The organism is Caulobacter ginsengisoli (assembly GCF_030814835.1).
GTDB classification, from domain to species: domain Bacteria; phylum Pseudomonadota; class Alphaproteobacteria; order Caulobacterales; family Caulobacteraceae; genus Caulobacter; species Caulobacter ginsengisoli.
In genome coordinates this window covers 137,756-152,732 of sequence record NZ_JAUSVS010000004.1, presented here as the reverse complement: position 1 = coordinate 152,732, position 14,977 = coordinate 137,756, and the positions used below count along the sequence as shown (strand labels likewise).

Sequence of the window (14,977 nt, the reverse complement as noted above, 5' to 3'; positions counted from 1 at the left end):
ATGACCCTGAGTTTCGCAAGACGCATCCTGGTGGTCGGTCCGGGGCTGGAGTCCCTGGCCCGGGAAGCCTTCGTCGGCGCCCAGTTCGATGTGGGCGGGGCCGAGCGGCTGCAGAGCCGCTGGACCTTCGGCGAGACCCCCGACCTGGTGCTGATCGACGCCGCCGCGGCCGATCCCCTGGAGCTGACCGCCGCCATCGGGGCGCTGAGCCGGGCCGCCACCCCGCCGCCGGCCATCCTGGCGGGCGACGCCCTGCCGGCCGCCCTGGTGCGGGCGCTGATGAAGCTGCCGCATTCCGACGTGCTGGAGGCCCCTTTCTCGGCCCAGGACCTGGCCGACGCCGCCCGGGCCCTGCTGGCCCCCAAGGACGTGGTGCCGCATGTCTCCACCAGCCACTGCTGGGCGGTGATGGGGGCCGTCGGCGGGGCCGGCGCCACCATGCTCGCCATCGAGATGGCCTGCGCGCTCGCCGAGCGAAAGGGCAGCCAGGGCCGGGTCTGCCTGGTCGATCTCAACCTCGCCGACGGAGCCGCCGCCGCCTATCTGGGCGCGCCGTCGAACATGCTGCTGAGTAGAGCCGCTCAGTCTCCGGAGCGCATCGACGCGGCCATGCTGGAAGCCTTCGCTTCCACCGCGCCCGGCGGCTTCGACCTGCTGTCCGGGCCGCGCGACCCCCGCGCCTTCGCCAACACCCCCTCCGAGGTGATCATCCGTATGCTGGATGTCGCCTGCCAGGTTTACGACTTCGTGGTCGTCGACGCCCCCCGCCACCGCCATCCCTGGACCCTGGACGTGCTGTCCGGCTCGGACGAGCTGCTGGTGGTCTCGGAACTGACCGTCCCGGCCCTGCTGGCCGCCCGCTCCCTGGCCGGCGAGCTGGAACAGGACCTGGGCGCCGGCCCGCCGCCGCGCATCGTGCTCAACCGCCTGGCCAAGCGGGTGTTCGGTCCCGCCCCCTCGATGGGCGAGGCCGAGAAGGCCCTGGGCCGCAAATGCGACGGTGGGGTGACCTCCGACTGGGAGGCCGCCGCCGCCTCGGCCAATCTGGGCGGGCCGATCCGCCAGCACCGGCCCAAGTCGCGCATCGTCAAGGACGTCGAGGAACTGGTTGACCGCCTGCTGGCCCAGCCCAGCGTCCGTGGGGCCGATAGCCAGGCGGCCGCCTGATGAGCCGCTTCTCGCTCCGCAAGGCCGTCGCCCCTGCTCCGGAACCGGCCCCCGCCGCGCCGGTCGCCGTCGCCGTCGCGCCCGAGCCGCAGGCCCACGCCTCGCCCACCGACGACATGCTGGACATCCGCCTGCGCCTGCACGGCCGGCTGATCGAGGAGCTGGACCTCTCGCGCCTCGACAAGCTGGACGAGGGCGAAATCCGCCGGCAGGTCCGCAAGCTGGTCGGCGAATTCGCCCGCGACGAGCGGATGGCGCTGAACAGCGCCGAGCTCGACGAGCTGGGCGCCCAGGTGTTCGACGAGATGATTGGCCTCGGCCCCATCGAGCCCCTGCTCAAGGACGACTCGATCAACGACATCCTGATCAACGGGCCGTTCCAGGTTTACATCGAGCGGCGCGGCGAACTGGAGCTGACCCCGGTCCGTTTCCGCGACAACGACCACCTGCTGCGCATCGTCAACCGCATCGTCGCCGCCGTCGGCCGCCGCATCGACGAGTCCAGCCCCATGGTCGACGCCCGCCTCGCCGACGGCAGCCGGGTCAACGCCGCCATCTATCCGATCACCGTCGACGGCGCCTGCGTCTCGATCCGCAAGTTCTCCAAGAAGCCGCTCAGCTTCGAGCGGCTGGTCGGGGTGGGGGCGATGCCGGCCTGCGTGGCGGAGTTCCTGCACGGGGCGATCCGGGCCCGGGTCTCCACCGTGATCAGCGGCGGCACCGGCTCGGGCAAGACCACCCTGCTCAACGCCATGTCGGCGGCCATCAGCGAGGGCGAGCGGCTGATCACCATCGAGGACGCCTGCGAACTGCAGCTGCAGCAGCCGCATGTCGTCCGTATGGAGACGAGACCGCCGAACATCGAGGGCAAGGGCGAGATTCGCCAGCGCGAACTGGTCAAGAACGCCCTGCGCATGCGCCCCGACCGGGTGATCCTGGGCGAGGTCCGGGGCGAGGAAGCCTTCGACATGCTGCAGGCCATGAACACCGGCCACGAGGGCAGCATGGCCACCATCCACGCCAACACCCCGCGCGACGCCATCACCCGCCTGGAGCAGATGGTGGCCATGGGGGGTCTGAAGCTGACGCCGGAGAGCATCCGCGGCCAGATCGCCTCGGCCGTGGGGATGATCGTCCAGGTCATGCGCCTGTCGGACGGCAAGCGGAAGGTGATGAGCGTCTCGGAGATCACCGGCATGGAGGGCCAGGTGGTCCAGATGCAGGAAATCTTCGCCTTCCACCGCACCGGCACCGACGCCGAGGGCAATGTGCTTGGCGAGTTCCGCGCCAGCGGCCTGCGGCCCAAATGCCTGGATGAACTGCTGCGGCGGGGCATCAACTACGACACCGGCAACTTCGACCCGCAGAAGAAGCTGGCGTGATGAGCATCGATCCGCGCTGGGTGTTCCTGATCCTGGTCGCCGCGGCGGTGTTCACCGCGGCGCAGGCGGCCTCGGGCCTGGTGCGGGTGGCCGGGGCCAAGCGCAAGGTCAACAAGCGGCTGGCCACCGCCGACAAGATCGGCAACCTGGCCGACCTGGTCCTCGAACTGCGCAAGCAGCGCGGGCTGGACGAGAAGGGCAACCGGCGGGGCGTTCGCTGGTTTTCCGAACTGGTGCTCCGCTCGGGCGTCACTTATCAGCCCAGGCGCTGGGCCCTGATCTGTATCGGCCTGGCGGTCAGCATCTCCCTGACCATCTTCATGCTGGCCCACAACCCGCTGATCGCCGCCGGCGTCGGCCCGGTGGCCGGCATCGTGCTGCCGCTGCTCTTCCTCAAATTCAAGGCCGGCAAACGGGCCAAGATGCTGGGAGAGCAGCTGCCCAACGCCCTGGAAGTGATCATCCGCAGCCTGGAGGCCGGCCACCCGGTGCCGACCGCCGTCTCTCTGGTCGGCCGCGAGATGCCCGATCCGATCGGCTCGGAATTCGGCATGGCCGGCGACGAGATCGCCTATGGCGCCACCCTGGAACAGGCGGTGGGCCGCATCGCCGACCGCTGCCGCCACCCGGACATGGACCTCTTCGCCGCCACCATCCGCCTGCAGGAAAAGTCCGGCGGCAACCTGACCGGCCTCCTCAAGATGAACGCCAAGGCGGTGCGCGAGCGCCACAAGATGCGGCTCAAGATCAAGGCCGCCTCGGCCGAGGGCAGCGCTTCGGCCCTGATCCTCACCGCCGCCCCGTTCGGGGTGCTGGCCATCCTGACCGTCGCCAGCCCGCACTTCTACGGCGACGTCATCCACGCCAAGCCGGTGCAGATGGGCCTGGCGGGCCTGGGCTTCTGGATGTTCCTCGGCAACATGGTCATGCGGCGCATGATCGACATGCGTATTTAGGTGGGGCGGATCTGACGCCATGGACGCTGCGCAACTGCAAACCTGGCTGACCTGGGCCGCCACCGGCATGATCGCCCTGGGCGTCGGCGGCGGCGGCTTCCTGTGGCTGCGCGAGGCCCGGTTCGGGGCCAAGCGGCGGGCCCGGCTCTCTAACCCCGGCGGGGTGGTCCAGGGCGGGGCGGGCGAGAGCGCCGCGGTCTCCACGGTGGTCAGCACGGTCAAGCGGCTGGGCGACCGCATGGCCATCCAGGACCCGGCCCAGATCTCGGCCATCCGCCAGACCCTGATCCAGGCCGGCTGGTACAGCCGCGAAGCCGTGGCCTTCTACCTGGGGGCCCGGGGCTTCGCCCTGATCCTGGCGACCGGGGCCACCCTGTTCACCGTCCCCTGGGCGATGAGCGGCATCGGCGGCCCGGCGGCCATCGGCGCGGCCGGGGTTTTCGCCATCGCCGCCATTCTGGGCCCCGACCAGGTGGTCAAGGCCCGCCGCCGCAAGATGGCCCTGGAATATGTCGAGGGCTTCCCCGACATGCTCGACCTGCTGGTCGCCTCGGTCGAGGCGGGCCTCAGCCTCGACGCCGCCGTAGCCCGCGTGGCCGACGAGATGGGCCGCCGCTATCCCAACCTGGCCGGCCACCTGCGCTTCCTGACCCTGGAACTGCGCGCCGGCCGCTCCCGCAAGGACGCCTGGGGCAGCTTCGCCGAGCGCCTGGGCATCGACGAGGCCGCTTCGCTCGCCACCATGCTGCGCCAATCCGAGGAGATGGGCACCAGCCTGGGCGAAACCCTGGCCGTCTTCTCCGACGACATGCGCTCCAAGCGCATGCTGCGGGCCGAGGAAAAGGCCATGGCCCTGCCGGCCAAGCTGATGGTGCCGCTGATCCTGTTCATCTTCCCGTGTCTGATCGGGGTGCTGATGATCCCGGCGGCCTACCGGATCAGCCAGAGTTTCGTCGGCGGGCACTAGAACTCCGCCCACGTAGGGGGCGGACGGCCGCCCGAGGCGCGCCTGCAGCGCGCCCGTGGCCCGGCCAGGTGGGGGTGTTCGGGCAAGGGCTGGGGCTGTTCCGACTTCGAGAGGGCTGTCTGCAAAACACCCGAGCGTTAACGGCGAAGTGCGAGCTCTTGCCCGAAGACCCCCACCGGACCGCGCGCTGGCGCGGTCGTCCGCCCCCTACGGGGGCGGAGTTGGAGCGGTCGGCCGTTAGTCACCCAATCGCGGCCTCGGAAGCGGGTTGCGCGACCCCCACGATTTTATCCAACGCATGACCGCCTCGTGGCTGACAATTCGCCCCGCGACATAGTCCGCCTCGGCGCGAGCATCGGCAGCATCATCGTCGATTGGGGGCGGTTCAGACTCGGCCATTGCTCATCCTACACCAGTCATCCAACCACCGACCGCCCAGCCTTCCACGACCGGTGCAGCAGCGCCCCTCCCAGCCAGTAGCTAAGCTCGGCCGGCCGCTCGATATCCCAGCAGGCCAGGTCCGCCGCCTTGCCGGCTTCCAGCGTCCCGACATCGCCAAGCCCCAAGGCCCGCGCCGCGTTGCGGGTCGCGCCCGCCAGGCTCTCCTCCGGCGTCAGGCCGAACTGGGCGCAGGCCAGCTGCATGGCCGCCCGCAGGCTCAGCAGCGGCGAGGTGCCTGGGTTGCAGTCGCTGGCCACGGCCATGGGGACGCCGGCGGCGCGCAGGGCGGCGACGGGGGGTTTCTGGGTCTCGGCCAGGGTGACGAAGGCGCCGGGGAGGAGAACAGCGACGGTTCCGGCATGGGCCAGGGCCTGGACCCCGGCGTGGGAGGTGAATTCCAGATGGTCGGCCGAGAGGGCCTTGAAGCGGGCGGCGAGGGCCGCGCCCATGCCATCCTCAAGCTGGTCGGCGTGCAGGCGGACGGGCAGGCCCAGGCTCATGGCCTTGTCGAACAGCCGGGCGACCTCGGCCTCGTCGAAGGCGATGGATTCCAGGTAGGCGTCGACCATGTCGGCGCCGCAGACCGGCAGCACCTCGTCGATCATCTGGTCGAGATAGGCGGCGCGGTCGACGCCGGCCGGCAGGGTGTGCAGGCCGAGGAAACTCGTGACGACCGAGACGCGATGATCGGCCAGGCCCCTGGCCACCCGCAGCATCTTCAGTTCGGTCTCGGGGTCGAGGCCATAGCCGCTCTTGATCTCGATGGTGGTGACGCCCTCGGCGATGAAGGCCTCCAGCCGGCGGCGGGCCGAGGCGGTAAGCTGGGCCTCGGACTCGGCCCTTGTGGCGGCGACGGTGGAACGGATGCCGCCGCCGGCCGCGGCGATCTCGGCATAGGTTGCGCCGCCAAGCCGTCGCTCGAAATCGGCGATACGGGCGCCGCCGAACACCAGGTGGGTGTGGCAGTCGATCAGGCCCGGCGTCACCCAGCGGCCGTCCAGATCGAGGGTCTGGCGGGCCGTCACGGCGGGCAGGTCGGCGCGCGGGCCGATCCAGGCGATTGCGCCGTCCGACACCGCGATGGCGGCGTCCTCGATGGCCCCGTAGGGCGCTCCGCCGGCGGTCATGGCCGCAGCGTGGCAGCCGGTCAGCAACAGGTCGATCGTTTCCATCGTAACCACTTGCCTCCTGCCCCTGGGGCAGCCTAGCTAGCGCCCGCAAAGGGCGACGACAACGTGAACCTCTTCTTTCAACAGGCGCGGCTTCCGAGCGGCTGGGCGCGAGACGTTCTCGTCACGGTGGCGAACGGCCAGATCACCGCCGTCGAGACCGGCGCGGCGCCGGGCGACGCCGAGCGGGTCAGCGGCGCGGTCATCCCGGCGATGACCAACCTGCACAGCCACGCCTTCCAGAGGGCCATGGCGGGCCTGGCCGAGCGCGGCGGGGCGGGGGTGGATGACTTCTGGGCCTGGCGGGCGGCCATGTACGGCTTCCTCGGCAGGCTGACCCCCGACCAGGTCGAGGCCATCGCCGCCCAGCTGCAGGTCGAGCTGCTGGAGCAGGGTTATGCCGGGATCTGCGAGTTCCACTATCTGCACAACGCCCCGGACGGGGGCCACTACGACGATCCCGCCGAGATGGCCTGGGCGATCCGCCGGGCGGCCGAGACCACGGGTATCGGCCTGACCCTGACCCCGGTGCTCTACACCGCCAGCGGCTTTGGCGGCGCCCCGCCCACCGATGGCCAGAAGCGCTTCATCTTCGACGTCGACGGCTTCCTGAGGCTGATCGATACAACCAAGGCCGAGGCCCTCTCCTTCCACAGCCTGCGGGCCGTGACCCCCGAGCAGATGGCCGCCGTCCTGGCCGCCGTCCCGGACCTGCCCATCCATATCCACGCCGCCGAGCAGACCGGCGAGGTCGAGGCCTGCCTGGCCTGGTCGGGACAGCGGCCGGTGGAATGGCTGCTGAACCATCAGGATCTGTCGAGCCGCTGGGCCCTGGTCCACGCCACCCACATGACCGACGCCGAGGCCACGGGCCTGGCCCGGTCGGGCGCCACGGCGGTGCTCTGCCCCTCGACCGAGGGCAATCTCGGCGACGGCTTTTTCAACGCCGCGCCCTATCTCGCCGCCGAAGGCCGGTTCGGGATCGGCACCGACAGCCATGTCTCCACCAACCCGGCCGAGGAACTGCGCTGGTTCGAATACGGCCGCCGCCTGCAGGCCCGCCACCGCACGCTTGGCGGCGAGGAAGGCGGCAATGTCGGCGCCTGGCTGTGGACCCAGGCCGCCAAGGCCGGCTCCGGCCCGACCGGACGCTCCGTCGGCGAAATCGCCGTGGGCGCGCGGGCCGATTTCGTCGTCCTCGACCCCGACCATCCCACCCTGGCCGGCCGCGCCGACGACCTGATCCTCGACAGCTTCGTGTTCAGCGGTCAGGGGGCGGTGCGCGAGGTCTGGGCCGGCGGCAAGCGCCTGGTCCAGGATGGCCGCCACATCGCCCGCGACGCCGTCGCCGCCCGCTACCGCTCCGCCCTCCAAGCCCTCACCGATTGAGACCCTCATGAGCGCCTCCAACAGCCGCATCGTCCGCGCCCCACGAGGGACGGAACTGACCTGCAAGTCCTGGGTCACGGAGGCGGCGCTCCGTATGCTGATGAACAACCTCGATCCCGAGGTCGCCGAGCGGCCCGAGGACCTGGTGGTCTATGGCGGCATCGGCAAGGCGGCCCGCAATTGGGAGGCCTTCGACAACATCGTCGCCGCCCTGCGCCGGCTGGAGACCGACGAGACCCTGCTGGTGCAGTCGGGCAAGCCCGTCGGAATCTTCCGCACCCATGCCGACGCCCCGCGCGTGCTGATCGCCAACTCCAACCTGGTGCCGCGCTGGGCGACCTGGGAGCATTTCCACGAGCTCGATAAGCTGGGCCTGGCCATGTATGGGCAGATGACCGCCGGGTCCTGGATCTACATCGGCAGCCAGGGGATCGTGCAGGGCACCTACGAGACCTTCGTCGAGGTCGGACGCCGGCATTTCGGCGGCGACCTGGCCGGCAAGTGGATCCTGACCGGGGGCCTGGGCGGCATGGGCGGGGCCCAGCCGCTGGCGGCGACCATGGCCGGGGCCTCGATGCTGGCCGTCGAGTGCCAGCCGCGCTGCATCGAGCGGCGCCTGGCCACCCGCTATCTCGACGAGGCGACCGAGGACCTGGACGACGCCCTGGCCCGCCTGGACCGCGCCAAACAAGAAGGCCGCGCCGTGTCGGTGGGCCTGCTGGGCAACGCCGCCGACATCTTCCCCGAGCTGGTGCGCCGAGGCGTACGGCCCGATGTCGTCACCGACCAGACCAGCGCCCACGACACCTTCAACGGCTACCTGCCGCGCGGCTGGAGCCTGGAGCGCTGGGAGGCGGCGCGGCTGGCCGACCCCGCCAGCGTCGACCGGGCCGCCCGCGACAGCATCGTGCCGCACGTCCAGGCCATGCTGGACTTCCACCGCATGGGCATCCCCACCCTCGACTACGGCAACAACATCCGCCAGGTCGCCAAGGAGGAGGGGCTGGAGGGCGCCTTCGACTTCCCCGGCTTCGTGCCGGCCTATATCCGCCCGCTGTTCTGCCGGGGCGTGGGGCCGTTCCGCTGGGCGGCGCTCAGCGGCGATCCGGCCGACATCGCCGCCACCGACGCGGCGGTCAAACGCCTGCTGCCCGATGACAAACACCTGCACCGCTGGCTGGACATGGCCAAGGAGCGCATCGCCTTCCAAGGATTGCCCGCCCGCATCTGCTGGGTGGGCCTGGGCGACCGCCACCGCATCGGGCTGGAGTTCAACCGCATGGTCGCCGCCGGCGAGCTGAAAGCCCCCATCGTCATCGGCCGCGACCACCTGGACAGCGGCTCGGTCGCCAGCCCCAACCGCGAGACCGAGGCCATGGCCGACGGCTCCGACGCCGTCTCCGACTGGCCGCTGCTCAACGCCCTCCTGAACACCGCCAGCGGCGCCACCTGGGTCTCGCTGCATCACGGCGGCGGGGTCGGGATGGGCTTTTCCCAGCACGCCGGCATGGTCATCGTCGCCGACGGCACCGAGGACGCGGCCCGCCGGCTGGAGCGGGTGCTGTGGAACGACCCCGGCACAGGCGTCATGCGCCACGCCGACGCCGGCTATGACATCGCCATCGATTGCGCGCGGGAGAAGGGGTTGGACCTGCCGTCTCTGGAGGGTTCGCGATGAACACCGTCTCATACAATCCTCCCCCGGAGGGGGAGGGGGACCATGCGGAGCATGGTGGAGGGGGTTTGAGCCTACATGCAGGCGTCAGAATAGAACGCGGCGGATCGGTTGAGACTCGCTGGATCGAGGTGGATGTAGTGGCTGACCCCCTCCACCACGCCTTCGGCGCGGTCCCCCTCCCCCTCCGGGGGAGGACTGCCGGATGATCAACTCGATCCTCCTCGGCAAGCGCGACCTCACCCTGGCCGACATCGAGACGGTCATGGCCGCCCCTGTCCGCGTCGTGCTCGACGAAACCGCCAGCGCCGCCGTCGCCGCCTCGGCCGCCGCCATCGAGGCCATCCTGGCCGATGGCCGCACCGTCTATGGGGTCAATACCGGCTTTGGCCTGCTGGCCAACCAGTCGATCCCGCACGAGCAACTGGCCGAACTGCAGAAGAACCTGCTGCTGTCGCACAGCGCGGGCCTCGGCGATCCGCTCCCGGACGATGTGGTCCGCCTGATCCTGCTGCTGAAGATCGCCGGCCTGGCGCGCGGCTTCTCCGGGGTGCGGCCCGAACTGATCCAGGGCCTCGTGGGCCTGCTCGAAGCCGACGCCCTGCCCGTCATCCCCGAGAAGGGCTCTGTCGGCGCCTCGGGCGACCTGGCGCCGCTGGCCCACATGGCCGCCGTGCTGATCGGCGAGGGCTCGGTCAAGGTCGAGGGCCAGGTGGTCACCGCCCGCGAAGGCCTGGCCCTGATCGGCATGCAGCCGATGACCCTGCGCGCCAAGGAAGGCCTGGCGCTGATCAACGGCACCCAGGTCTCCACCGCCCTGGCCCTGAAGGGCCTGATCCTGGCCCGCCGCGCCTTCGCCGCCGCCCTGACCGCCGGGGCCATGAGCGTCGACGCCGCCGCCGGCAGCGACGCCCCGTTCGATCCCCGCATCCATGCCGCCCGCGGCCAGCCCGGCCAGATCGCCGTGGCCGAGCGCCTGCGCGGCCTGCTGGCCGGCAGCGCCATCCGCGACAGCCACCGCGACTGCGAGCGGGTGCAGGATCCCTACTGCCTGCGCTGCCAACCTCAGGTGATGGGCGCCATCCTCGACCTCCTGAACCGCGCTGAGGAAACCCTGCTGATCGAGGCCCAGGCGGTGACAGACAACCCCCTGGTCTTCGCCGAGACCGGCGAGGCGTTGTCGGGCGGCAACTTCCACGCCGAGCCGGTGGCCTTCGCCGCCGACATTCTCGCGCTGGCCCTGGCCGAGATCGGATCGCTCAGCGAGCGCAGGACCGCCCTGCTGGTCGACCCGCATATGAGCGGCCTGCCCGCCTTCCTGGTCGAACACCCGGGCCTCAACAGCGGCTTCATGATCGCCCAGGTCACCGCCGCCGCCCTGGTCAGCGAGAACAAGGGCCTGGCCCACCCGGCCAGCGTCGATTCCATCCCGACCTCGGCCAACCAGGAGGACCATGTCTCCATGGCCACCTGGGCGGCCCGGCGCCTGACCATGATGGCCCAGAACACCGCCGGGGTGGTGGCCGTCGAACTGCTCTGCGCCGCCCAGGGCATCGAGTTCCGCCGCCCGCTACGCTCCTCCGACGCCCTGGAAACGGCCCACGCCCTGATCCGCACCGCCGCGCCGCGCTATGATCGCGACCGCTACATGGCGCCGGACCTGTCGGCGCTGCAGAGCCTGGTGCTGAAGGGAGCGTTCGCCGCATGACCGTCACCGTCCGCCAGGGCCCCTCGCCGCTCGTCGTCAGCTTCCCGCATGTGGGAACCGATATTCCCGACGACATCGCCGCGCGGATGAGCGGTGAGGCCCTGAAGCTGGACGACACCGACTTCGAGCAGCCGGCCCTCTACGATTTCGTGGCCGAACTGGGCGCCACCACCCTGACCCCCCGCTGGTCGCGGCTGGTCATCGATCTCAACCGCCCGCCTGACAACGCCCCCCTCTATCCCGGCCAGAACGGCACGGGCCTGATCCCGCTGGAGACCTTCGACGGCGCGCCGATCTACGCCGATCCCCCCACCGAGGCCGAGACCGCCGAGCGGCTGGAAACCTTCTGGCGGCCCTATCACGAGGCGCTCAGCGAAGCCCTGGCGACCTCCATCGAGCGGCACGGCTACGCCCTGCTCTGGGACGCCCATTCGATCACCGGCGTCGTGCCCCGGCTGTTCGAGGGGCGGCTACCCGACCTCAACCTGGGGACCGCCGACGGCAAGGCCTGCGGGCCCTTGGTCCGGGCGGCGGCCTGGGCGGCCTGTGAGGCGTCGGACTTTACCGCCGTGCTGGATGGCCGTTTCAAGGGCGGCTTCATCACCCGCAACTATGGCCGGCCGGGCTGGGGGATTCACGCGCTGCAGATGGAGCTGTGCAAGCACACCCACCTGGCCGACGACCCGCCGGCCCGCATCGACCCGGCCCGGGCGGGGCGTCTGCGGCCGGTGCTGCAGGCGGCGATGACCGGCGCCCTGGCGGCGATCGAACCGTAAAAAGTTCCCTCCTGTTGAACGGGTTCCCGGGTTTCGGCGTTACGGCCAGACACGGGGCGGACAGGAACCTTCCATGCACGACAGCCGGCTGATGGACCTTATCAAGGATGCGGCCACCGGCGTGGCCGGGTTGGACGAAATCCTCAGCGGGGGTTTCCAGCGCGATCGGGTCTATCTGCTGGAAGGCAGCCCGGGAACCGGCAAGACCACCGCGGCGCTCAGCTTCCTGATGACCGGGGCGGCGCTCGGCGAGGCCTGTCTCTACATCTCCCTCGCCGAGACCGAGGAGGAACTTCGGGCCAGCGCCACCTCGCACGGCTGGACGCTGGACGGGATCACCGTCTTCGAACTGGTGCCGCCCGAGAGCCTGCTGGACGAGCAGCAGCAGCAGAGCCTGCTCTATTCCTCCGACCTCGAACTGGGCGAGACCACCCGGATGATCTTCGAGGCGGTGGAACGTCACAGACCCAGCCGCGTCGTAATCGACAGCCTGTCGGAAATTCGCCTGCTGGCCCAGGGCTCGTTGCGCTATCGCCGCCAGGTCCTGGCCCTGAAACACTATTTCGCCAAGCACGGCGCCACCGTGCTGATGCTCGACGACCTGACCACCGACAGCCTGGACAAGACCGTCCACAGCGTCGCCCATGGCGTGGTCAGGCTGGAGGAACTGGCCCCCGAATACGGCGCCGAGCGGCGGCGGGTGCGGGTGATCAAGTATCGCGGCCGGCGCTTCCGGGGCGGCTACCACGACTTCAACATCAAGACCGGCGGGCTGGAGGTCTATCCGCGGCTGGTCGCCGCCGAGCATCGCACCCCCTTCGAGCGGGGCCGCACGACCAGTGGCATCACCGGGCTGGACGCCCTGCTGGGCGGCGGCGTCGAGCACGGCTCCAGCGCCCTGATCCTGGGGCCGGCCGGCACCGGCAAGTCGCTGTTCGCCATCCATTTCGCCTGCGCGGCGGTCGGGCGTGGCGAGAAGGCCGCCCTGTTCGTCTTCGACGAGGAACTGGGCCTGCTGTTCGACCGCATGCGGGACCTGGGCATGGACATCGAGGCGTTGCGCGACCAGGGCAACCTGATCATCGAGCAGATCGACGCCGCCGAGCTGTCGCCCGGTGAGTTCACCGCCCGGGTGCGGGCCTGTGTCGACAAGGAGAAGATCAGGACCGTCGTCATCGACAGCCTCAACGGCTACCAGGCCTCGATGCCGGAAGAGAACTTCCTGGTCCTGCACATCCACGAGCTGCTGCAGTATCTGAACCGCCAGGGGGCCACGACCTTCCTGACCGTCGCCCAGCACGGCTTGGTCGGCGAGATGAAGGCTCCGGTCGACGTCACCTACCTGGCCGACACCGTCGTCCTGCTGCGCTACTTCGAGGCGATGGGCAGCGTGCGGCGCGCCGTCTCGGTGATCAAGAAGCGAGCGGGCCAGCACGAGAAGACCATCCGCGAATACGAGATCAGCCAGCGCGGCCTGTCGCTGGGCGAGCCTCTGGACGGCTTCCAGGGGGTGCTGCGCGGGGTGCCCAACTTCGTTGGCCAGGGTTCGGGGCTGATGGGTGACGCCTCGGCATGAGCAGGGGCGGACCCCTTTCGGAACGGACCCTGGTCCTGGCTCCCACCGGCCGCGACGCCGCTATCGCCCTTTCCATCCTGCGCGAAGCCGACCTGTACGCCACCATCTGCGCAGATCTGCCCGAGCTGGTCCGTGAACTGACCCGGGGGGCCGCGGTGGCGGTGGCGGTGGAGGAAGCCCTCAGCGGCGGCGACCTGACCGACCTGTCGCGCTGGATCGAGAACCAGCCGGCCTGGTCGGACTTTCCCTTCGTGCTGCTGGCCCAGCGCGGCGGCGGGCTGGAGCGCAATCCCGGGGCCAAGCGGCTGTCGACGGCGCTGGGCAATGTCAGCTTCCTGGAGCGGCCCTTCCACCCCACCACCCTGGTCAGTGTCGTCCGCACCGCCCTGCGCGGCCGGCTGCGGCAGTACGAGGCCCGCGAGCGCATCGAGGAAATCCGCCGCGCCGAGGCCCAGCTGGAACTGCGGGTCGAGGAGCGCACGGCCGAACTGGAAGCGGCCAACCGCCAGCTGGCCGACCAGATCGCCGAACGCGAGAAGGCCGAAAAAGCCCTGCGCCAGGCCCAGCGGCTGGAGGCTGTCGGCCAGCTCACCTCCGGCGTCGCCCACGACTTCAACAACCTCCTGATGGTGGTGCTGGGCAACATCCGCCAGATGCAGAAGACCACTGCCGACGCCGCCACCCTGCGGCGCCTGTCGATGATGGCCGAGGCGGCCGAGCGGGGGGCCAAGCTGACCGCCCAGATGCTGGCCTTCTCGCGCCGCCAGAAGCTGGAGCCGCGGGTCGTCGACCTCAACGACACGGTCCGGGGCATGCGCGACCTGCTGCAATCGACCATGGGCGGATCGACCCGCATCGAGACCCGGCTGGGCCAGGCGCTGTGGCCGGCCATGGCCGATCCGACCCAGATCGAACTGGTGGTGCTGAACCTGGCCATCAACGCCCGCGACGCCATGGAGGTCGGCGGGACCCTGACCGTCGAGACCGGCAACTGCCAACTGGGCGAGCCACGCCGGTCCGAGGAGCCGGCCGCCGGCGACTATGTGATGGTGGCGGTCAGCGACACCGGCTCGGGCATGACCGAAGACGTGCTCGCCAAGGCCTTCGAGCCCTTCTTCACCACCAAGCCCGTCGGGGCGGGCTCGGGCCTGGGCCTCTCCCAGGTGTTCGGCCTGGCCAAGCAGTCCGGCGGGGGGGTGGCGATCGACACCGAGCTCGGCCGAGGCACCACGGTCAGGGTCTATCTGCCCCGCGCGGTGGCCGCCTGCCGGCAGGAGGCCTCCGCCTCGCCGCCACCGCCGCCGATCCGGGCCAAGGACGGGGCGACCGTGCTGGTGGTCGATGACGACGCGGCGGTGCGTGAGATCACCGCCGGCATCCTGCGCGACCTGGGCTACCGGATCGTCGAGGCCGGCAGCGGCGGGGCGGCGCTGCGGACCCTGGATAGCCGCAAGCGGATCGACGCGGTGCTGCTGGACTTCGCCATGCCCGGCATGAACGGCGCCGAGGTCGCCCGCGAGATCGTAACCCGCCGCCCTGGCGTGCCGATCCTGTTCGCCACCGGCTATGCCGACGCCGGCGCCCTGGTCGAGGCCAGCGAGGACCACATCGTCCACAAGCCCTTCGTCGACGGCGAGCTGGCCGAGAAGCTGGCCCGGGCGCTGCAGGCTTTCCGGCTGGGCGAGGTGGCGGCCGGCTGAATTCCTTACGGCCACTGGCGGCGGCTGGGCGCAGGACCTATCTGCCCTGCATCCTCAATCAAGACTAAGGA

The 14,977-nt window shown here is 70.5% G+C and carries 12 protein-coding genes; 10 read left to right on the top strand and 2 right to left on the bottom strand.

Features of this window, described 5'->3' with window-relative positions; all coding sequences use genetic code 11:
* The 4 genes from QO010_RS12390 to QO010_RS12375 are packed head-to-tail and all read left to right on the top strand — an operon-like array spanning position 1 to position 4,472.
* On the top strand, positions 1 to 1,167 hold the full coding sequence (locus QO010_RS12390) for a CpaE/TadZ family protein (RefSeq protein WP_307349541.1): 1,167 nt from the start codon (positions 1 to 3) through the stop codon (positions 1,165 to 1,167).
* On the top strand, positions 1,167 to 2,549 hold the full coding sequence (locus QO010_RS12385; RefSeq protein ID WP_307349539.1) for a TadA family conjugal transfer-associated ATPase: 1,383 nt from the start codon (positions 1,167 to 1,169) through the stop codon (positions 2,547 to 2,549). Before QO010_RS12390 ends, QO010_RS12385 begins: the two co-directional genes overlap by 1 nt.
* Entirely contained in the window at positions 2,549 to 3,505 is a 957-nt protein-coding gene (locus tag QO010_RS12380) for a type II secretion system F family protein (protein WP_307349537.1), read from the top strand. Before QO010_RS12385 ends, QO010_RS12380 begins: the two co-directional genes overlap by 1 nt.
* Positions 3,506 to 3,524: 19 nt before the next feature.
* Positions 3,525 to 4,472: a type II secretion system F family protein gene (locus tag QO010_RS12375; protein ID WP_307349535.1), complete on the top strand. Its 948-nt coding sequence runs from the start codon at positions 3,525 to 3,527 to the stop codon at positions 4,470 to 4,472.
* Between the two features lie 237 nt (positions 4,473 to 4,709).
* Here QO010_RS12375 and QO010_RS24070 read toward each other — a convergent pair whose 3' ends face one another.
* Together QO010_RS24070 and hutI are read right to left on the bottom strand one after the other, a co-directional pair.
* On the bottom strand, positions 4,710 to 4,871 hold the full coding sequence (locus QO010_RS24070; RefSeq protein WP_503128609.1) for a CopG family transcriptional regulator: 162 nt from the start codon (positions 4,869 to 4,871) through the stop codon (positions 4,710 to 4,712).
* Positions 4,872 to 4,888: 17 nt separating this feature from the next.
* Positions 4,889 to 6,085 carry an imidazolonepropionase gene (gene hutI, locus QO010_RS12370; RefSeq protein WP_307349533.1) on the bottom strand — a complete coding sequence of 399 codons (1,197 nt, stop codon included), beginning with the start codon at positions 6,083 to 6,085 and terminating at the stop codon, positions 4,889 to 4,891.
* A gap of 63 nt (positions 6,086 to 6,148) precedes the next feature.
* Between hutI and QO010_RS12365 the strand changes: the two genes are divergently transcribed.
* The 6 genes from QO010_RS12365 (at position 6,149) to QO010_RS12340 (ending at position 14,906) form a co-directional block, all read left to right on the top strand.
* Positions 6,149 to 7,471, top strand: a complete 1,323-nt coding sequence (locus tag QO010_RS12365) for a formimidoylglutamate deiminase (RefSeq protein ID WP_307349531.1) — start codon at positions 6,149 to 6,151, stop codon at positions 7,469 to 7,471.
* Positions 7,472 to 7,478: 7 nt separating this feature from the next.
* Positions 7,479 to 9,149 (top strand): urocanate hydratase, encoded by a 1,671-nt coding sequence (gene hutU, locus QO010_RS12360; protein WP_307349530.1) that lies wholly within the window; start codon positions 7,479 to 7,481, stop codon positions 9,147 to 9,149.
* A gap of 202 nt (positions 9,150 to 9,351) precedes the next feature.
* Positions 9,352 to 10,854, top strand: a complete 1,503-nt coding sequence (hutH, locus tag QO010_RS12355) for a histidine ammonia-lyase (RefSeq protein WP_307349528.1) — start codon at positions 9,352 to 9,354, stop codon at positions 10,852 to 10,854.
* Positions 10,851 to 11,630, top strand: coding sequence for an N-formylglutamate deformylase (gene hutG / locus QO010_RS12350; protein ID WP_307349526.1), 780 nt, complete (start codon positions 10,851 to 10,853; stop codon positions 11,628 to 11,630). The genes hutH and hutG overlap by 4 nt, the downstream gene beginning before the upstream one ends.
* 73 nt (positions 11,631 to 11,703) lie before the next feature.
* A complete protein-coding gene (locus QO010_RS12345) occupies positions 11,704 to 13,206 on the top strand; it encodes an ATPase domain-containing protein (RefSeq protein WP_307349524.1) in 1,503 nt (500 codons plus the stop codon).
* A complete protein-coding gene (locus tag QO010_RS12340) occupies positions 13,203 to 14,906 on the top strand; it encodes a response regulator (RefSeq protein ID WP_307349523.1) in 1,704 nt (567 codons plus the stop codon). The genes QO010_RS12345 and QO010_RS12340 overlap by 4 nt, the downstream gene beginning before the upstream one ends.
* Positions 14,907 to 14,977 lie beyond the last annotated feature (71 nt).